General features: G+C 71.7%; 12 protein-coding genes. 6 read left to right on the top strand and 6 right to left on the bottom strand.

The window, feature by feature from the left end; genetic code table 11:
- Positions 1 to 26 precede the first annotated feature (26 nt).
- The 4 genes from IPH07_29880 to IPH07_29865 all read left to right on the top strand — a co-directional run bounded on the left by IPH07_29880 (position 27) and on the right by IPH07_29865 (position 6505).
- The gene (locus IPH07_29880) at positions 27 to 1538 is read left to right on the top strand and encodes a BCCT family transporter (protein ID MBK6921645.1); all 1512 of its coding nucleotides are present in this window, start codon (positions 27 to 29) and stop codon (positions 1536 to 1538) included.
- 56 nt (positions 1539 to 1594) lie between these two features.
- A complete protein-coding gene (locus tag IPH07_29875) occupies positions 1595 to 3316 on the top strand; it encodes a TlpA family protein disulfide reductase (GenBank protein ID MBK6921644.1) in 1722 nt (573 codons plus the stop codon).
- Between the two features lie 385 nt (positions 3317 to 3701).
- Positions 3702 to 5759, top strand: coding sequence for a VTT domain-containing protein (locus IPH07_29870; protein ID MBK6921643.1), 2058 nt, complete (start codon positions 3702 to 3704; stop codon positions 5757 to 5759).
- The gene (locus IPH07_29865) at positions 5756 to 6505 is read left to right on the top strand and encodes an endonuclease/exonuclease/phosphatase family protein (GenBank protein ID MBK6921642.1); all 750 of its coding nucleotides are present in this window, start codon (positions 5756 to 5758) and stop codon (positions 6503 to 6505) included. The genes IPH07_29870 and IPH07_29865 overlap by 4 nt, the downstream gene beginning before the upstream one ends.
- Before the next feature lie 32 nt (positions 6506 to 6537).
- Here the strand turns inward: IPH07_29865 and IPH07_29860 are convergent, their stop codons facing one another.
- From IPH07_29860 to IPH07_29845, 4 genes are all read right to left on the bottom strand, one after another.
- On the bottom strand, positions 6538 to 7362 hold the full coding sequence (locus IPH07_29860; protein MBK6921641.1) for a hypothetical protein: 825 nt from the start codon (positions 7360 to 7362) through the stop codon (positions 6538 to 6540).
- A gap of 6 nt (positions 7363 to 7368) precedes the next feature.
- On the bottom strand, positions 7369 to 7809 hold the full coding sequence (locus IPH07_29855) for a hemerythrin domain-containing protein (protein MBK6921640.1): 441 nt from the start codon (positions 7807 to 7809) through the stop codon (positions 7369 to 7371).
- Positions 7810 to 7968: 159 nt separating this feature from the next.
- The gene (locus IPH07_29850; GenBank protein ID MBK6921639.1) at positions 7969 to 8892 is read right to left on the bottom strand and encodes a hypothetical protein; all 924 of its coding nucleotides are present in this window, start codon (positions 8890 to 8892) and stop codon (positions 7969 to 7971) included.
- Between the two features lie 93 nt (positions 8893 to 8985).
- Positions 8986 to 9783 (bottom strand): enoyl-CoA hydratase/isomerase family protein, encoded by a 798-nt coding sequence (locus IPH07_29845; GenBank protein MBK6921638.1) that lies wholly within the window; start codon positions 9781 to 9783, stop codon positions 8986 to 8988.
- A gap of 306 nt (positions 9784 to 10089) precedes the next feature.
- On the opposite strand from IPH07_29845, the gene secA reads away from it, so the two are divergent.
- Positions 10090 to 13206 carry a preprotein translocase subunit SecA gene (gene secA / locus IPH07_29840; GenBank protein ID MBK6921637.1) on the top strand — a complete coding sequence of 1039 codons (3117 nt, stop codon included), beginning with the start codon at positions 10090 to 10092 and terminating at the stop codon, positions 13204 to 13206.
- A 139-nt stretch (positions 13207 to 13345) separates the two neighbouring features.
- Positions 13346 to 16078 (top strand): serine/threonine protein kinase, encoded by a 2733-nt coding sequence (locus IPH07_29835; protein ID MBK6921636.1) that lies wholly within the window; start codon positions 13346 to 13348, stop codon positions 16076 to 16078.
- Here the strand turns inward: IPH07_29835 and IPH07_29830 are convergent, their stop codons facing one another.
- Positions 16079 to 18016, bottom strand: coding sequence for a protein kinase (locus IPH07_29830; protein ID MBK6921635.1), 1938 nt, complete (start codon positions 18014 to 18016; stop codon positions 16079 to 16081). It abuts the gene before it with no gap.
- The gene (locus tag IPH07_29825) at positions 18013 to 19875 is read right to left on the bottom strand and encodes a serine/threonine protein kinase (GenBank protein ID MBK6921634.1); all 1863 of its coding nucleotides are present in this window, start codon (positions 19873 to 19875) and stop codon (positions 18013 to 18015) included. Before IPH07_29825 ends, IPH07_29830 begins: the two co-directional genes overlap by 4 nt.
- Between the last annotated feature and the right edge of the window lie 114 nt (positions 19876 to 19989).

Raw genomic sequence — 19989 nt, 5'->3', positions numbered from 1 at the left:
GGCGGCACTGCGATGCTGGCCCGCAGGTGGAGGTGGCCCCCAAGGCCCGGGATCGCAGCTTCGTGCCGGCGCTCCTGGCATGCGCGGCGGTGGCGGTGCTCGGCGTCGTCACGCCCGATCTGCTGTCCGAGTTCGTCGTCGGCGCGGTCGTGGGCGTGATCGATGCGCTCGACGTGGTGTTCCTCGCGATCACCCTCGCGCTCGTGGTGCTGTCGGCGTGGTTTGCGTTCGGTCGCCATGCACGCCGCCGACTCGGCGGTCCCACGGCGCAGCCGGAGTTCTCGAGCTTCGCGTGGATCTCGATGTTGTTCGCGGCCGGCATGGGCAGCGGTCTGATGTTCTGGGGCGTCGCGGAGCCGCTGATCCACGGTGCCCAGCCGCCGCTGGCGATCGATGGCGTCGCGCAGGCTCGGCGCCAGGCGCTGGCGATCGCCGACATGCACTGGGGCCTGCACGCGTGGGCGATCTACGGGGTCGCCGCGCTGGTGCTGGGGTACTTCCACTTCTGCCGGGGGACCGACTACCTGCCGGGCGCGCCCATGCGCGAGGTGATGTCGCGGCGTTGGGGGCGACCACTCGCGGCCGTGGCCGACTTGATCGGTGTGCTCGCGATCGCGTTCGGCGTCGCGGGCTCGGTCGGCATGGGCGTGCTGCAGATCCGCAGCGGCTTGTCGCGTGCGTTCGGCGTGGTCGACGACACGCCGCTGCTCACCGTGGCGATCCTGGTGCTGCTGGTCACGGCCTACACGGCATCGGCGGTGACCAAGCTCGATCGCGGCATCAAGTGGCTCTCGGCACTCAACGTCGTGCTGGCGGTGGGCTTCATGCTGCTGCTACTGCTGTGGGGCGACACGGCGCTGCGATTGCAGGCGTTCGCGACCTCGCTGCTCGACTATCCGCGGCTGCTGCTGCCGATGTCCACGATGTCGGGCCCATGGTCGCAGGCCCGCGATTGGATGCACGACTGGACGATCGCGTATCTCGTGTGGTGGATCGCGTGGGCGCCGTTCGTGGGCGTCTTCGTGGCGCGCATCAGCCGTGGTCGCACGTTCCGCGAGTTCATCGTGGCCGTGCTGCTGGTGCCGACGGTGTTCTCGATGCTGTGGTTCGCGGTGCTCGGCGGCACCGCTGCCGCGCTCGACGGCGACGGTGCGATCGCTCGCGTCGCGGTCGCCGATCCACCCACGGCGCTGTTCGAGACCCTCGCGCGCATGCCCTTCGCGTCGGTGCTCTCGGCGCTCGCGGTGGTGCTGGTGTTCCTCTTCCTGGTCACGAGCGTCGACTCGGCGGCGTACGTGCTCGGCGTGATCACCAGCGGCGGCGCTGCCGACCCCAGCCCGCGACGGAAGCTGGCGTGGGGCGTCGTGTTGGGTCTGCTCGGCGCCGGCCCGGTGCTGAGCGGACGCGTCGACGTGGTGAAGGCGGTCGCGATCGTGGGCGCGATCCCGTTCACGCTGGTGCTGGTCCTGCAGACCGGATCGCTGCTGGTCGCGTTGCGTCGCGATCGCCTGCCGCGATCACCGCCGGGCCGGCCGTAGGGCCCCGTGCGGGGCCCGGGAACCCGACGACCGCCGGCGTCGAACATGGCGAAGGCATGGACCGATCGATCGACGACGACACAGGCCACGTCGCGGGGCGCTACGCCCGGGGACTGATGCTGGGGCTCTCGCTGCTCGGAGCGCTGGCCGCGACCGCGGGCTGCGAGCGCGGAGGTGCAACGGTGGCACCCGCCGACGCGCACGCCCGCACTCGCATCGTCGGCACGTTGCATGGCGCCGACGGTCGCGTGTTGCCGATGGCCCACGTGCGTGTGATCGACCCGGCGACCGCGGCCGCCGACACCGTCGCGGCCGGTCGCGGCGGTCGCTTTCGCCTGTCGACGCGTCGCACCGGCTTCGCGCTGCTCGAGTTCACCGGCGTCGATCATGCCCAGCTGCGCGTGCCGGTGTGGCTCGATGGCAGCACGCTCGAGCTCGAGGTCCGGCTCGGCACGTACGCGCCCGCCGGACCCGACGACACCCTGCGCGCGTTGGTGTGGTCGGGCTCGCCCGCGTCGTCACCGCCCCAGCAGCTCCCGCTCGTGCGTGGCACCGACGGCCACGCGCGGGTCGAGATCGCCGGTGGCGTCGCGCCGCTGCGCGTGCAGCTGACGGGTTTCGCCGGCGAGGGTCGGGCGATGAACGTGCCGGGGACGGATCGTTTCGAGTACGACGGCGGCGGCGACTACCTCTCGGTGATGCCGGTCGTGCGCGGCAAGCTGGTGCTCGACGTCGATCTCGCGCTCGCCCCGAAGGGGGTCGAGTCGCAGCTGCACTTTGCAGATCCGCAGGCACTCGCGGCGCGCGTGGCCGCGCTCGGTGAGCACTGGCCACCGCGCGCGAGCTCGGATGCCAGCGATGCCACCGCGCTGTGGCGGGTGGCCGCCGCGGGCGAGCTGCCGCAGCTGCGTCGGGCCGCCACCGCGATGGCGCTCGAGCTCGATGCGCGCGAGTTCTCGGCGCTCTCGGCGGGCGAGCAGGCGCTGGCGATCGAGGCGGTCGAGCGCAGCGCGTTCGGAGACACGCTGTGGGGCCTGGCGCCGCGAGGCCTCGTGAGCGCGGCGCAGGCCAGCGGCCGGGCCGAACTCGTGGCGCGGGTCGAACGCGTGCTCGGGGAGCAGCTGCCGGCGGAGGCCACCGGCATGCTGCTGATCGAGCAGCTGGCGCAGGCGGCCGATCGCGGCGACATGGCGGGGCGACGACGGGTGTGGGCGCAGCTGCAGCAGCCGCGCTACGCCGAGCTCGGCCTGCTCGAGGTCGGTGCCGCATGGCGACCCGATCGCAAGGTCGAGCGCGGCGGCCAGCTGCCCGCGTTCGCGGCGCCCGGCCTCGTCGATGCCGCCGCACCCGTGAGCAACCAGGATCTCGGCGGCAAGGTGGTGCTCATCGAGCTGTGGGCGACGTGGTGCGGGCCGTGCGTCGAGGCCATGCCCGAGCTCCACGCGCTGCACGAACGCTTCGGTGGGCCGCCCGCGCCGGGGCGTCCCGGCTTCGAGATCGTCAGCATCTCGATGGACGAGCGGGCCGACGACGTGATCCGCTTCCGCGAGACCTGGCCGATGCCGTGGACCCACGCGTTCGCCGGCGAAGCCCGCGATCGGCTGTACGAGGTGTTCGAGACCGGCACGCTGCCCTACGCGGTGCTGGTCGACGAGCGCGGCACCATCCTCGAGGCCGCGGCGCAGCTCGACGCGCCACACCTGCGCGAGCTGTTGTCGGCGCACCTGGACGCGCGCGCCGCTGCGGCCGAGGGCCCCACGGCCGACGCGGCGCCCTGACGCGTCGACCCGGTCGCACCGCGTACACCCGGTCGCGCCGCGTCGACCCGGTCGCACCGCGTCGACCCGGTCGCGCCGCGTCCACCTGGTTGCACCGTGCGCTGGCGCCACGTCGCGTCGGGCGAGCACACCCCGAGTCGGGGTCGCTGCACGCCGCAGCGCTCGCTGCGTGCCACGGCATCGCGCTTGCTAAGGCTGCCCCCGCGACGCGCACGCGCGGGTCGACGACGGGACGGAGCCGGACATGGTCGGAGCGAACTCGAGTGCGCGCACGCGTGCCGTGGCACCGTTGGTGGAGGCATCGACATCGGCGCCGGCGGGCGCTCGGATCCTGCAGCCCGGGCGGAATTGCTGGCGCATCGCGAAAGCCGATCGTGTGGCGTTCGTGGTCGACGCGGCCGCCTACTATGCGGCGGTGCTCGAGGCATTCGACCGGGCCGAGCACGACATCATCATCGTGGGCTGGGACATCGACGCGCGGGTGCGCATGCGGCACGAGCAGCAGGATGTCAGCCTCGCCGACGCGCTCAGTGCCTGCGTGCGCGCCAAGCCAGGACTGCGGGCGTGGGTGCTGGGCTGGGACTTCTCGCCGATCTACGTCTTCGAGCGCGGCGTGCTGTCGCGGCTGCGCTTCGCCTGGGGCACCCCGCAGCGCGTGCACTACCGCCTCGATGCCCACCACGCCGCCGGCGGAGCACACCACGAGAAGCTGGTCGTCATCGACGACAGCGTCGCGTTCTGCGGCGGCCTCGACCTGTGCGACGTCCGCTGGGATACCCCGGCGCACGACCCCTGCGATCCCCGGCGGGTCGACCTGACCGGCAAGTGCTATCGGCCCCACCACGACGTGCAGATGGCAGTGGATGGCGCGGCCGCGGCAGCGCTGGGCGAGCTGGTGCGGCAGCGGTGGGCGGACGGCGGTGGGCGTGCCCTGCCGCCGCCGGCCCAGCATACGGACTGCTGGCCGCCCTTGCTGCGCGTCGACGTGCGCGACGTCGAGGTCGGCATCGCGCGCACGCGCGGTCCAATCGACGACGGCGCGCCCGTTCGCGAGGTCGAGCAGCTGTGGCACGACAGCGTCGCCGCCGCGCGGTCGCTCATCTACATCGAGAACCCCTACCTCACCAGCGAGGCGGTCTCGCGGGCGCTGCAGGCCTCGCTGCGCGCCGCGCAAGGGCCCGAGATCGCGGTCGTCCTGCCCCAGGACAGCAGCGGCTGGATGGAGGACATCACGGTCGGCGTCCTGCGTGAGCGTGCGATCGCGGCCACGCGCCAGGCCGACGATCACGATCGTCTGAGCATCGTGTCGCCCTGGCTGCCGCCGGCGGAGGCGGCCAGCGAGCCGATCTCGCTCAACCTCCACGGCAAGGTATGCATCATCGACGATGCCTTCGTCCGCATCGGCTCCGCCAACCTCACCAACCGGTCGATGGGGCTCGACAGCGAGTGCGACCTGGTGATCGAGGCGGGCGATCGCGAGGACGTTCGCGCTGCGATCGCGGCCCTGCGGGTGCGTCTGATGGCCGAGCACCTCGACTGCCACGAGGCACACGTCGCCGAGGCCACGGCGCAGACCGGGCTGCGCGCGACGATCCGCGAGCTCGCCCACGGTGATCGGGCGCTGCGCCCCTATCGACCACAGCCCTCGCCGCTGGCCGAGGTGCTGCTACCGCCCGCCGAGCTCATCGATCCCGATCGGCCGCTGGGCTCGCAGCAGATCGGACGCTGGCTGACGCAGCCGTCGGTCGCCGCCGCGCGCTCGCGGCGATGGAAGCTCGCTGCCGCGGGATGGTGGGCGTTGTGCGTGGCGGTGCTGGTGGTGCTGCGGGTCACCGGCGTGCTCGACGACGCGCTCTTCACCGAGGCGTTGGCGGCCGGGCAGGGCCACCCGTGGCTCGCCGCGATGGCCGTGATCGCGGTGTTCGTGATCGGCGGGATCGTGCTCGTGCCCGTGACGCTGCTCATCGCGAGCTGCGGTGCGGCCTTCGGCCCGTGGCTGGGGCTCGGCTACGGCCTGCTCGGCGCCTTCACCGGCGCGGCCCTCTACCACGGCCTGGGCCGACTCGGCGCCCGCGCGTGGATCGACACCCTGGCTGGTCCGCGCGTGCGCGCGACCCTGCGTCGCGTGGCACGACGCGGCGTGTTCGCGGTGGCACTGCTGCGGGTGCTGCCCGTCGCACCCCACATGGTGGTCGGGCTGGCCGCGGGCGCGGCCCGCATCCCGTGGTGGAAGTACATGCTCGCGACGATGCTGGTGATGACGCCCGGCGCCTTCGTGCTCACCGTCCTGGGCCATCGCCTGCGCGGCGGCGCCACCGATGGCTGGGCATTGACGGCGGTCGCCGTGGGACTGGCGGCGTTGGTGGTGGTGGTGACCTGGGCGGTGAAGCGCTGGGCCGCGCGCGGTGGCGGGGTCGTGGCCCGGCCGGAACGGACGACATGACGACACTCGACTCTTCCCTCGTGTTTGCGACCTACAACGTCCACGGTTGCGTCGGGCTCGACGGGATCGTCGACGTCGCGCGCATCGCCGACGTGCTCGCCGATCTCGACGCCGACGTCATCGCGCTGCAGGAGGTGCTGGCCGGCCGCGAGGGCGTCGACGGCCAGCTCGCCGAGCTGGCGGTGCGGCTCGGCATGGATGCGGTGGTCGGCTCGACGATGCAGCGGGGCGAGTGCCGCTATGGCAACGCGTTGCTCTCGCGCTTGCCGATCTCGGACGTCCGCGTGATCGACCTCAGCGTCGCGGGCTACGAGCCGCGCTGCCTGCTGCACGCGCGGGTCGAGTTCGGCGGCTCGCACATCGACGTGTTCAACACCCACCTCGGGCTTCGCGTCCGCGAGCGCCACGCGCAGATCCGGGCCTGTCACCGCGTGCTCGACGACGACCCGGTGCTGCCACAGGTGATGATGGGCGACTTCAACGCCTGGCTGCCGCGGGGCGACGTGCTGGGTCCGCTGCGCGCCCGCTTCGGCGCTCAGCCGGCGCCGCGCAGCTTCCCGTGCCGGCGCCCGGTGTTCGCGCTCGATCGCATCTGGACCCGACCGCGGGCGTGGTTGCAGGAGATCCACGTCGGCAGTCATCGCCACGCCCGCGTGGCCTCCGATCACCTGCCGGTGTGGGCCCGCGTCGAGACGGATCTCGTGGCCGACGTCGACGACGACGCGGTGCTGCCGCTCGCGGGCTAGTACCTCGACACAGCAATCGCTGTGTCGAGGTACTAGCCGATGCGCTCGGCGAAGAGCTCGTCGAGGACGCGACTGGCGGCGTCACCCAGGACGTTGCGCTGCAGCGCCATCGGCGAGTCGAGGAAGAAGCCGGCCAGCTCGCGGTCGAGCAGGTGGGTCGCCAGCAGCGTCACGGCGTCGTCGATGCTCTCGCCGCTCTCGGCGTAGAGCACACGATGCTCGCGCTGGGCACCAGGCCCCTCCGACTCGCCGAGCAGGCGCTGGAAGTACTGCTTGGTCGACTCCTTGTAGCGGGCCTGATGGTTGGCGCAGACGACCACGTGCAGGCGCTGCCACTGCGCGATCGTCAGCGACGCGGTGTGGCGCCGCACGGCGGCGTCGAGGCCGACCAGCTCGAGTCGCGTGGCCTCGTCGATGAGCGCGCGGGTCGGTGGGTCGACCGCGGTCGCCATCGTCGTCAGCGCCTCGAGGTCGACGCCGCCCCGTGCCAGCGTGGAACGCAGCGCGTTGGCGACTGCGGCCAGCACCTCGCGCTCCGCGGGCACCGCCGCGCGTCCGAGCGCGGCGGTGGTGTCGCGATGCATCCGCTCGAGCGCGCGATGGTCGTCGGGGGTCAACGCGGTGCCGGTGAGCTCGGCGAGCCACACGTAGGTCGCGACCGGCAGGTGCGCGAGCGCCTTGCATGCGTGGTAGCGCCGTGTGACGACCGGCACGCGACGGCGCTGGCGGTCGTGGAGGAACACCAGGTCATCGCCGCAGCGGATGATCAGCGGATCGGTCCCCGCGAGCAGTCGCTGCCGCAGGCCGTGGAGCCGCAGCTCGTAGCGAAGGCGAAACCACTCGTCGAGGCCCTCCATACACGTTCACGCCTCGGCGGCACGGGCATTGCTGAAGATGGGCTCGAGCGTGGCCTTGTGGCCATCGGTGAGGATGCGTCCGGCCTGCTGGAACACCTCGTGCTCCTCTTCGTCGAGGTGGTGGTGCACGCGCTCGGACAGCTTGGCGAGCTTGCCGAGCCAAGCTGGGCTGCTGAACTCGGTCTCACGCACGGCATCGAGCAGGTCGGACAGCTCCTTGTGCTCCGCGACCGAGTGGCGCGCGACCTCCTGGCCGCCGTCGACGGTCATCAGCGCGGCGTACAGGCTCTTCTCTTCGGCGGTCGCGTGGGCCTCGAGCTCGGACGCGAGCATGGCGAACAGCTCGCGGCGCGTGGGCGTGTCACCCTGGGTCTCGGCGAGCCGCGCGAGCAGGTCGCGCTGGGTCTCGTGGTCCTTGCGGAGCGCTTCGAAGATGGCGGCAGACATGCGCACAGGCCAATGCAGGGGGCGTACCGCGGCATCGCGCAGGCGTGGGCGTCGGTTCGGCCCACGCCCGTCGACGCGCGGACGCACGGGCGTGCGCCGCCGCCCGTGCGCTGGCGGGTCAGGGCGTGGCGCACGACGTCGACGCCGGACGCCGTGCACTCATGGCGCCGTGCACACGCCGAGCGAGCCCATGCCGGTGCAGGCCGGATCCGGCGGCCCCTCGGGGTACCACGGCGTGCACACCGTGCCCGGCGCGAGCGCGTCGCAGGGATCGACTGCCGCGTCCATGTCGCAGTACGGCGAGCAACACCCCGTGGCATTGGGGCACTCCGGGAAGGCACCGGCGCCGATGCAGGCGAGGCCCGACGGGCAGGCGTTGATGTACTCGCAGCCACTGCCGATCATCTCGCCCATCGACGCATCGGGTACGCACGCGAAGGTCTCGCCGTTTGCGGCGTAGCAACCCTCCCCCGGTGCGCAGTCGCTCGCGAGCGGATCGCACTGCGGGAGACACAGGGTCAAGATGCCGTCGCCGGAGATCGTGCACCAGTCGCAGGCGTCGGGGCAGGTGGGATCGGACTCCGAGCCGCTACAGAAGGCGCGGCAGATGCCGGTGCCGGCCGCCTCGTCACCGAGCCAGCACAGCGAGCCGTGTGCGCAGTCGTCGATTCCATCATACGGCAGCTCGCCGCTCGAGCAGCTCGCACCGATCGGCTTGGCGTCTGCATCGACCGGTACACATACGGTCTCGTCGAACGAGCCGCTGCCCTCACTCGCGCGGATCGAGCACTTGTAGCCGGGCGGGCAGTTCTGATCCCAGACGCTGCACTCGCTCGGGAGATCGAACTTCGGCCCGATCGTGGTCGCGGTGTCGTCGTCGCCCGTGGTGTCGGTGGTGGTCGAGGAACCAACGCTGGTGCCGACGGACGTGCCGACGGACGTGCCGACCGAGCTGCCGACGCTCGTGCTGGTGTCGAGCCCGCCCGAGGCCGTGTCGACGTCGGTCCCGTCGCCCGCATCCACCTGCGGGCCACACGACACGAGCCCGATCGCCAATCCCGACCACCGCCAAACTCGACCCATGCCACCAGCGTAGTCGAGTCAAACCATGATTCCTAGAAAATCATGCATTCCTGCCGTCGAGACGCCAGGGGGGCCTGCGAGCGAGAATTCGGCCTAGCGGGCGCGAAAGTCCGGTGGCCGCTTGGCCAGGATGGCCTCGACCGCCTCGCGGTGATCGGCGGTGTTCTGCACCACGCCCTGATAGGTCGCGGCCAGCTCGAGTGCGGTGTCCATGTCGAGGTCCCAGCTGCGATAGGCGGCGCGCTTGGTCAGCCGCAGCGCGAGCGGTGCATTGGCGGCCACGAGATTCGCGAGCTCGCGGGCGGCGTTCATGAGCTCCTCGGGCGCGACGACCCGGTGTACGAGGCCAAGCGCGAGCGCCTCGTCGGCGTCGACCAGACGCCCCGTGAGCACCAGCTCGAGCGCGCGCGCAAAGCCGATGGTGCGCGCCAGGAAGTACGCGCCGCCATCGCCCGGCACCAGTCCGACCTTCACGAAGGTCGAACCCAGGCTCACGCCGCGTGCGGCGACCCGCAGATCGCACATGCACGCCAGATCGAGGCCGGCTCCGATCGCGGCGCCGTTGATGGCGGCGACGATGGGCTTGTCGAACTGCGCGAGGGCTCGCGGCACCCGCTGGATGCCGTCGATGTACTGGCGGCGCAGCGCGACCGGATCGCCGGCGAACATGCCCGAGGCGTCGCGCATCTGCTTGAGATCGCCGCCGGCGTGGAAGGCCTTGCCGGCGCCGGTCAGCACCACCGCGCGCACGTCGTCGTCGTGCTGGGCGGCATCGAGCGCGGCGACGAGACTGTCGACCATGGCGCTGGAGTAGGCGTTGCGGGCATCGGGGCGATCGAGGGTGACGATCGCCAGCGCACCCTCTCGTTCGTACGCGAGGTCGGTGTACATGGCGTTGATGTCGAGGCGGGAGGGCTGGGCCGGGCGCGCAGTGTACCCCGTAGCGCCCGCGCGTGGCCCGGGGCGCGCGGGCGCAAGGGGGCGCGAGCGCGCCGCCCAAGGGCACCCGGACGCCGCGTCAGATCAGCGGCTTCGTGGCGCTAATCTGCGGCCTTGGGGGCCGGCGACCCGCCGCCAAAGCGTGCACGGCCCCGCGCCGGACTTCCCGCATGGACACGGACGCACCCGCGCCCGTACGCTTCCCGCCCACCGCCTCGCACGCACGCGCGAGGCGGCAGGCAGCGCCTGGAATTCGACATGTTCTCGTCCCTCGTCAAGAAAGTCTTCGGCACGAAGTTCGACCGCCAGATGCGGAAGATTCGGCCGATTATCGAGCGCATCAATTCGCTGGAGGCGCAGTTCCAGCCGCTCAGCGACGAGCAGCTGCGGGGCAAGACCGCCGAGTTCAAGCAGAAGCTGTCGCAGGGCGCGACGCTCGACGACCTGCTGCCCGACGCGTTCGCGACGGTGCGCGAGGCCTCGCGCCGCACGCTCGGCCTGCGCCACTACGACGTGCAGCTGATCGGTGGCTTGGCGCTGCACCGCGGCACCATCGCCGAGATGCGCACCGGCGAGGGCAAGACCCTCACGGCCACCTGCGCGCTGTACCTCAACGCGCTGCCGGGCAAGGGCGCGCACCTCATCACGGTGAACGACTACCTCGCGTCGCGTGACGCCGAGTGGATGGGGCAGATCTACAAGTTCCTCGGCATGTCGACCGGCACCATCGTGCACGGGCTGTTCCCGGGCGAGCGCCAGCGCTCGTATCGCTGCGACATCACCTACGGCACCAACAACGAGTTCGGCTTCGACTACCTGCGCGACAACATGAAGGAGACGATCGAGAAGTACGTGCAGCGGGAGCTGCACTACGCGATCGTCGACGAGGTCGACTCCATCCTCATCGACGAGGCCCGCACCCCGCTCATCATCAGCGGTGAGTCCGACAAGCCGGCCGACCTGTACCAGAAGGTCGATCGCATCATGCCGTCGCTGCGTCGCGACCTCGACTACGTCGTCGACGAGAAGGCCCACAGCAGCCAGCTGACCGATGCCGGTGTCGACCGCGTCGAGAAGCTGCTCAAGTGCGGCAACCTCTACGCGCCCGAGAACAACGAGGTCCTCCACCACGTGAACCAGGCCCTGCGGGCCCACACGCTGTACAAGAAGGACGTCAACTACCTCGTGCAGGGCGGCGAGGTGATCATCGTCGACGAGTTCACCGGTCGAAAAATGGAGGGGCGGCGTTGGAGCGACGGTCTCCACCAGGCCATCGAGGCCAAGGAGAACGTCCCGATCCAGCCCGAGAGTCAGACGCTCGCGACCATCACGTACCAGAACTACTTCCGCATGTACGGCAAGCTGTCGGGCATGACCGGCACCGCCGACACCGAGGCCGAGGAGTTCCACAAGATCTACGGCCTCGACGTGATGGTGATCCCGCCCAACCGCGTGGTGAGGCGCGACGACGCCCACGACCTGGTCTACAAGAACGAACGCGGCAAGTTCCGCGCGATCGTGGCGGAGATCCGCGATCGCCACGGCAAGGGCCAGCCGATCCTGGTCGGTACCACCAGCGTCGAGAAGTCGCACGTCATCCACACGCTGCTCGAGCGCGAGGGCATCCCGCACAACGTGCTGAACGCCAAGCAGCACGAGCGCGAGGCCTTCATCGTCGCGCAGGCGGGTCGCAAGTATGGCGTCACCGTCGCGACCAACATGGCCGGTCGCGGCACCGACATCATCCTCGGCGGCAACCCCGAGATGATGGCGCGCGAGCACTTCGACCCCGACAGCAAGCCCGAGGAGTACAAGAAGCTCTACGACGGCCTGAAGAAGCAGTGCGAGGACGAGCGCAAGGAGGTGCTGTCGCTGGGCGGCTTGCACATCCTCGGCACCGAGCGCCACGAGAGCCGCCGCATCGACAACCAGCTCCGCGGCCGCGCCGGTCGTCAGGGCGACCCCGGCTCGTCGGCGTTCTACCTGTCGCTCGAGGACGACCTCATGCGCATCTTCGGCGCCGACCGCATCAGCGGGCTGATGGAGCGTCTCGGCATGGAAGAGGACGTGCCGATCGAGGCGCCGCTGGTCAACCGTGCCATCGAGAACGCGCAGGAGAAGGTCGAAGCCATGCACTTCGACACGCGCAAGAACCTCTTCGAGTACGACAACGTCATGAACGAGCAGCGCAAGGCGATCTACGCCCTGCGCAAGCAGATCCTCGAGGGGCGCTACCACCCGGAGATCCTCGACGACGCCGCGCGCAAGGAGCAGGGCCATCGCCTGCCGGCGGCGCCCGAGACCTCGGGCCCCCACACCGTCGACTCGCTGTCGAAGACCGTGCGCGAGCGCGTGCAGAGCATCATCGATGGCTACTGCGCCAAGCGCCTCGCCGGCGGTGCCGAGCCCGACCCCGCGCGACCGAGCTTCCCCAAGGACGGCATCGAGCCCGAGGCGCTGACCCACGAGCTGTACCGCCACTTCGGCGCGATGGTGCCGTTCGCGGCGGTGAAGCACGACTACGACGCGATCCTCAAGCTCGCGGTCGACGACATCGCGCGCGCGCTCATCCAGCAGCGCGAGCGCCTGCACGACCTCGCCTACGCCAACGTCGGCAAGATCGTCGAGCAGCTGTGCCCCGCCGACGTCCACCCCGACGAGTGGGAGATCGAGGCCCTCGAGCAGCAGATCAAGGAGCGCTACGGCGCCACCATCTCGCTGCGCGAGGTGCCGCAGGACCTCGAGGAGCTCATCGATCTCTGCTGGGCGTCGGTCGAGAAGCTGCTGCTGTCGCGCGAGCAGGAGTTCGGCCTCTACGTCTACCTGTTCCACATCCGCCAGCTGTGGCTGGGTGAGATCGACGCGCAGTGGATCGCTCACCTCAAGAACATCGAGCACCTGCGCACGGGCATCGGCCTGGTGGGCTACGCGACCCGCAATCCCAAGAACGAGTACAAGATCCGCGGCTACAACCTGTTCCGCGAGATGTGGGAGGGCATCGAGCAGACCGTGCTCGACAAGGTCATCAACATGCGCCTCACCGAGGAGCAGCGGCAGCAGGCCGAGGAGGGCGCCGAGTACGAGACCGCGCTGACCCGTGCCAACTCGCGCCAGCGCGGCCCCGCCGGGCAACAGCGCACGGCCGCCGCGCGGGCGCAGATCGACCGCATGCAGCAGGCCGCGCGCGAGGCCACCGAGCAATTGCGCGCCGCAGGGCTTGCGGCGCCTGGGGCCGAGGCACCCGCGCGCGCGCCCGCCAAGCCGTCGGCACCGACGATGCCCGAGGTCGGCGCCAACGACCCTTGCCCGTGCGGTTCGGGCAAGCGCTACAAGAAGTGCCACGGCGCGCGCAAGACCGCCGACGCCAGCACATAGGCCTCGCGACGCACACATCGCGGCCCCTGGCGTCCGCGCGCGGTCTCGGGCGGGTGTGCAACGACGGGCCGCATCCAGCTCGAGCTCGCGCCGCGCGTCGCTGCCGAAGCTGACGCGGCGGCTGCTACGATCGAGGGCGTTGCACGACGGCGATGCGATCGACGACGAGCTCGGCGACCAGACGCAGACGTTCGGTCACCTGCCGCGCGGCGCGGTGCCGCTGTCGATCGCGCTCGAGCCCGGCAGCCGGATCGGTCGCTACATCGTGCGGATGCGACTCGGCGCGGGTGGCATGGGCGAGGTCTACGAGGCCTTCGATCCCGAGCTCGACCGCACGCTGGCGGTCAAGCTCGTGCACCCGGGCGCCGGCGCCGATCTCGATGAGCAGCGGCTGCTGGTCGCCGAGGCCCAGGCGCTCGCACGGCTGTCCCATCCCAACGTCGTGCAGGTGTTCGACGCCGGCACCCACGGCGCGCGCGTGTTCGTGGCGATGGAGCTGGTCGAGGGCCGCACGCTGCAGACCTGGCTGGGCTCGCGCATCCACGCCGAAGGCGGCCCGCCCTCGTGGCGCGAGCTGGTCGACTTGTTCGTGCCGGTCGGGCGCGGGCTCGCGGCGGCGCACGCCGCCGGCATCGTCCACGGCGACTTCAAGCCCAGCAACGTCATCGTCGGCGCCGATGGACGCCCGCGCGTCTTCGACTTCGGGCTCGCGCGTCCCATCGGTCAGGCCCCGGTGACCGTCAGCGAGGGCCGGCAGGGCTCGTCGGGGCACACCTCGGTGCGCGGGACCCCAGGCTTCATGGCGCCGGAGCAGTTCCGCGGCGGCGCGTTGCTCCCGGCCACCGATCAGTTCGCGTTCTGTGTCGCGTTGTTCGGTGCGCTCTACGGCCAGGGTCCATTCGCCGGAGAGACGCTCGTCGAGCTGCGACGCAACGTGCTCGCGGGCGCCGTGCGCGTGCCCGCCTCCGCCGACGTGCCTGCACCGCTTCGGCGCGCGCTGCTGCGGGGCCTGCGGGTCGACCCCGCCGCGCGGCACGGGTCGATCGACGCGTTGTTGCTGGCGCTGCTGCGCGCTCGCGGTCGCCGGCGTCGCCTGCTGTTCGCGGGCGGCATGGTCGCCGCGGTGGCAGCGACCGCTGCGATCGCGATCGGTGTACCGCGCAGACAGGCCTGCGACGACGGCTCCGCGCGGACGGCCGCGGTATGGAACGCCGAGCGTCGCACCAACGTCGAGGACACCTTCACGCAGCTGGGCAAGGCCTACGCAGCCGACGGGGCGCGACGTGTGGCGTCGGCGATCGACGGCTGGGTGGTGCGCTGGGACGAGGCCTATCAGGACGCGTGCGAGGGCGCATCGGCGGGCAGGGGGCGGGAGCTCGATCGCGCGATGTCGTGCCTCGGCGACGCGCTGTTCGAGCTCGATGCCACCGTCGACCTGTTCGGCCGCGCCGATGACAGCATCGCCCGCAAGGCGATCGCGATGGTCGATCAGCTGCCCGACCCGTCGCGCTGCTCGACGGTGGCCCAACGCACGCAGGGCTCGCGCAGCGCCAACGAGACCGACGAGGCCGTGGTCGAGCTGCGCGAGCTGGTCGCGCGTGGCCGCGCCCGCACCCACGCCGCGCGCTTCGACGACGCGATCGACATCATCGAGGATGTCATCCGGCGCGCGGAGCTGCAGCAGCTGCCGTGGCTGCTGGCCGACGCACGGCTGGCACTGGCCGAGGCCCACGATCTCGCGGCCCATCGCGAGCTGTCGCTCGGGCTGTATCGCGCCGCGCTGACGGCCGCCGCCGAGGCCGGCAACGATCGCGCCGAGGCCTACGCGTGGATCCAGCTGGTGCGGGTCGCGAGCGCGGCCGCCGACTTCGAGGAGGCCGATCGCGCGCGCAAGCAGGCCGAGATCTGGATCGAGCGCCTGGGCGACGTGCCGACCCTGCAGGTCGATCTGGCGCTGAACGTCGGCATCGCTGCGATGTCGCGCGGCGAGTATGTCGACGCGTGCGAGGCACTCGAGCACGCACTCGAGATCGCCGGGCGCGAGCACACCCCAGAGTCGCAGCTGGCCGCGATCGAGAACAACCTCGGGGCAGCGTGGGGCATGCGCGGTGATCATCGACGCGCGCGGCGGTACTTCGAGGCCGCGGCGGCGCGCAAGCGGGATGCCTTCGGCCCCGATCACCCCGACGTCGCGACCGCGCTGAACAACGTCGGTGTCTCGCTGCAGGCGGTCGGCGACTACGCGGCCGCGGCCGAGCAGCTCGAGTCGGTGCTGCGCATGCGTCGGGCTTCGCTGGCCGCGGATCACCCCGAGATCGCGACCACCTGCCACAATCTCGGCGTCTGCGAGCGGGAGCTCGGTCATACCGAGCGGGCGATCGAGCTCTACCAGGAGGCGATCGACATCCGCGAGCGCACCATCGGGGCCGACCACCCGAGCACTGCGATCACCCGCAACAACCTCGCCGACGCCTACCTGGCCCAGGGACGACTCGATCTCGCGCTGCCGCTGGCCGAGCAGGCGCTCGCGCACCTGCAGCGGCGGGTCGGCGACGCCCATCCCTATACGTCGTACGCCCTGCACACGCTCGGCGAGATCCATCTCGCGCTCGGCAACGCCGGCGCGGCGGTCGAGATGCTGGAGCGCGCCGAGGAGGCCCGCGTGGCCGCGCAGGTCGATCCGATCGAGCTGGCGACCACGCGGTTGGTGCTCGCCAAGGCCCTGCGGGCCGCGCATCGCCCGGAGGCCGAGGTGCGCGCCCGTCTGACGGCGGCGATCGAAGGCTTCGGCGATGGCCCGCGGACGCGCGAACAGGTCGCGCAGGCCGCAAGCCTGCTCGCGGAGCTGGGCAACCCGTCCGGCGTGCGGTGACTACCGCGTCAGCGTGGCCAACGCGAGCGCGACCTGCCGCGCCTGCTCACCTGCGGGGTCGTGGACGGCCAGGCCCATGCGAACCGTGCGCTCGAGCAGCGACTTCGACTCGAGCAGGCGATGGAAGAGCTCGGCGCGCCGATCCTCGAGCGTGCGCAGTCGATCGAGCCCCTCGAGGATCGGCAGGCGCACCGCTTCGCCGTCACCGCGGGCGTCGCAGGCGGCGAGCGCCCGCACCATCGCGCCTTCGTCGAGCTCGCCGAGCTCGCGGCTGGCGTCGCGCAGATCGGCGACCAGCCGCTCGACCGCGGCGACGATTGGCTCGACCGGCGCCGTGAGCATCGCGACCTCCTTCGCCTCGGGGCCGAGCAGGCGGGCGCGGTGGTCGACCAGGCGCTGCACCAGCAGCGCGAGCTCACCGATCACCGAGCGGACGTCGCTCGGAGGGTGTGCCGCGAGCAGCGCGGCCAGACGCGCGACCAGGGGATCGGAGGCGGGCAGCGCTGCCGGCATCGGACGCAGACGGTAGTGCGGCGGTACGCGCTCCCGCGATACCCGCTCGTTGACCAGCGCGAGCCCGGCGAACATCGACACCAGCCCCGGCGCCAGCATCCACCACGGCGAGAGGCCGACGAGCGCGAACAACAGCGCGAGCAGCGACGTGACGCCGACGGTGCTACCGACCAACAGCCACGCCTTCTTCAGCGCCTCGGGACGCACGATGCGGGTGCGGACACCGTGCTCCTTGGCCAGCTGCTGCAGGCTCAGGGCGGTGTCCTGCGTCAGGCGGTTGTACAGCCGCGCGGGCAGGCGAATGCGCTGCACCCGTTCCTCCTCCGAGTACATGTGGATCGAGCCGATCACGAACTCGGGGCGGCGGATGGGGTGCTCGGACACGTCGCCGATGGTGTTCTGCAACCACCGCAGCGGCTCGGCCTCCTCGTTGAGGTCGAGCAGGTCGAGCGCGAACGCGGGCTCGCCCTCGGGCGCGTGCTCGAAGCGGACCGCGACGCGGCCGCAGCCCGTGCACAGTCGCTGGCCCACACGCAGGCGCGCGCCACAGTGCTGACAGCTCGCGGACTCGCTGTCGTCCCACGGCGTCTCACCGCCGCGCAGCACCCACGCGATCTCGCTGACGCTGCCGGGCCGCCCGCCGGGATCGACGCTGAGGCAGCGCCGCAACAACGCCTCGAGCGCCGCGGGGGCATCGGCGCGCAGGCGCTCGATCGAGGGCAGCGACTGGTGATCGGCGAGCAGCGCGGGGCCGTCGCCGAAGGGCAGGGCGCCGGTCAGCGCCTGCCACAGCATCATGCCGAGGCTCCACACGTCGCTGCGCTGGTCGACCGCGGTGCGGACCAGCTGCTCGGGCGCCGCGTAGGTCGAGCCGCGCAGCAGCAGGCTCGAGGCGGTGTGGCTCGACAGCACGTCGACGCGCGCGAGGCCGACGTCGACCAGCACGATGTGGCCCTCGTCGGTGCGGACGATCTGCTCCGGCCGAAGATCGCGCAGCACGGCGCCGCAGCGGTGCACGGCATGCACCGCGTCGGCGATCGCGGCGAACAGGATCGCGGCCTCGTCGATGGGCAGCGGCGCGCGGGTGAGGATGGCCGAGAGGCGCTCGCCGGTCGGCTCGAGCCGCAGTCGCCACGGCGCCACGGGCCCCACCACGCGGGGATCGGGCTGCGGCCCGATCGCCAGCGTCGGCGCGAGGCTGTGGGCCGGCAGCGTTCGCACGCGCTCGATGTCCCGCACCCAGCGGCGGCGGATCGACTCGTCACGCGCCAGATCGGGGGCGAGCTGCCCGACCACGGCGATGCGGCCATCGGCGAGTCGTACCGTCCACCGGGTCTCGGTGCCGACGTCGACGGCGTCGCCCGTCACCGCGTGGGGCAGCGGCAGGAACTGGAGCGTGGACGCGGTGGCGAGCGTCGTGGTCACGGTCGCTGGACCTCCTCGAGCGCCTCGACGTTGGCGCGCAGCGAGGCGAGCAGCTCCTCCGAGTCCGCCACGCGGCTGCGGGCGTGGGCGGCGGCCATGCGAGCCGTGAGTGCGTCGAGCGTGGCCGTCAGGTCGAGCAGCCGCGCGGCCCACATGTCGCGCTCCTGCATGAGCGCGCGGTGCTCGGCATCGGCGGGATCGAACGTGCTGCTCGACATCATGCTCTCGATCTCGTCCATGCGGCCCGCGGCCACCGTCGCGAGGTTGAGCGCGTGGTCGAGTTCGTGGTCGGCCATCTGGGTGGCGGGTGCGCCCGCACCGTGCACGAGCCCCATCACACGGCGTACCACGGCGCCGAGCGCCTCGCGATGGCGGCGCTGGGCGATCTTCGGCACCGCGTGGGGCAGCGCCAGCAGCCGCCGCGACAGCGCCGGTGGCAGCGCCGGGCGGGCGTGCGACGAGCCGGTCACCGACGTGCGGCCGGCCGCCCGACGGGAGACCTGCCACGCGATCAACCCGGCCACACCCACCAGCGGTGCGAGGGCCACCGCGATCGGTCCGTAGGCGAGCGCCGGTGTCATGATGACGGCCGCGGCGACCGTGAAGCTGCGGCCGGTCATGCGTCGGACGTGCGCGCGCATGGCGGGGTGGGCCATCGGCGAGCGGCTGCTGAGATCGGCCTGGAGATCGAGCCGCTCGAGCGACGCGACCACGCTGCGTGCGCTGGCGCCCGAGACCCCGCGCAGCAGCACGAACGGCAGTCGTGGGATGCGTTGCTCGAGCCGCTCGGTGCGGAAGCCGACCGCTGCGTTGGCGCGCAGCCACTTCACCAGGCGATCGCGTCGCTCGCTGTCGAGCTTGTCGGAGATGCGACCGGGCCCGACCACGATGACCGAGTCGGAGCCGGGCTCGAGGATCACGGGGATCAGGCCGCAGCGGAAGCACACGCGCACGTCGGCCAGCACGTCGGCACCACATCCGGCGCAGCGACCGTCGTCGGGATCTTCATGACGCGCCGGCAGCATCAGCGCCACGCTCTCGGGGTCGCGTAGCTCGGCGAGCGCGTGCAGGACGGCGCCGGCCGACTGCGGGCGGTCGCCGGCGCTCTTGGCCAGCAGCTGCGTGATCAGGCGTCGCAGCCGTGGCGACAGCTGCTCGGGCAACGCCGGAATCGGCGCGCTGCGATGGGCCTCGAGCACCGCGAATGGCGTGGCACCGCCGTACGGCGGCGAGCCGGTCGCGAGCTCGAACAACATGCAGCCGAGCGCGTAGAGGTCGGCACGGGGATCGACGGCCAGCGGATCGAGGCACTCGGGGGCCATGTACGGCGGCGTGCCGAGCACCGTCATCGCGCCGCGGTCGGCCTCGGCGAACGACGACGCCCGCGCCATGCCGAAGTCGGCGATCTTGGGTCCGCTCGGCGCGAGCAGGACGTTGGCGGGCTTGAGGTCGCGGTGGATGACACCGCAGCCGTGGGCGTACGCGAGCCCTGCGGCGAGGCCCTCGGCGATGCCGAGCAGCGCCGGCTCGTCGAACGGGCCCAAGCGCGCCAACGCCCGCGCGAGCGTGGGGCCTTCGACCAGCTCCATCAGCAGTGCGGTGTGGCCGGCGATGGTGTCCGCGCCCCACACTCGCACGAGGTTCGGGTGCACCAGCCGCGCCGACAACTCGGCCTCTCGACGGAAGCGCGTGACCGCGGTTGCATCGCGCTCGTGTCGAGGGTGCAGCAGCTTGGCGGCATAGGTCTCGCCACCCACGCGATCGCGGACCCGGACCACGCGGGCGATGGCGCCGCAGCCGAGCTCCTCGCCGAGCTCCCACCGCGACCCGCTCGGGTCCGCAGCGATGGTCGCGCTCACGGTCGGATTCGCTGGGTCCATCCGCGTGGGCCGGCGTGTGCCGCATCGAACTCTACCGCACCGTACGCGGTCAGGCACGGACCCCGGCTGTTGGAACCGCCGGGGGCCATGCTA

This window comes from Deltaproteobacteria bacterium (assembly GCA_016709225.1).
Lineage (GTDB): Bacteria > Myxococcota_A > Polyangia > Nannocystales > Nannocystaceae > Xiheibacterium > Xiheibacterium phototrophicum.
Note: the sequence above shows the minus strand (reverse complement) of the source record. Positions and strands in the feature narration are given on the sequence as shown.

What these genes read in the sequence shown, in the direction of transcription:
- IPH07_29875 (MBK6921644.1), top strand. Translation starts at nt 1,595, where the DNA reads ATGGACCGATCGATCGACGACGACACAGGCCACGTCGCGGGGCGCTAC.
- IPH07_29855 (MBK6921640.1), bottom strand. Translation starts at nt 7,809, where the DNA reads ATGTCTGCCGCCATCTTCGAAGCGCTCCGCAAGGACCACGAGACCCAG.
- IPH07_29860 (MBK6921641.1), bottom strand. Translation starts at nt 7,362, where the DNA reads ATGGAGGGCCTCGACGAGTGGTTTCGCCTTCGCTACGAGCTGCGGCTC.
- secA (MBK6921637.1), top strand. Translation starts at nt 10,090, where the DNA reads ATGTTCTCGTCCCTCGTCAAGAAAGTCTTCGGCACGAAGTTCGACCGC.
- IPH07_29845 (MBK6921638.1), bottom strand. Translation starts at nt 9,783, where the DNA reads ATGTACACCGACCTCGCGTACGAACGAGAGGGTGCGCTGGCGATCGTC.
- IPH07_29865 (MBK6921642.1), top strand. Translation starts at nt 5,756, where the DNA reads ATGACGACACTCGACTCTTCCCTCGTGTTTGCGACCTACAACGTCCAC.
- IPH07_29850 (MBK6921639.1), bottom strand. Translation starts at nt 8,892, where the DNA reads ATGGGTCGAGTTTGGCGGTGGTCGGGATTGGCGATCGGGCTCGTGTCG.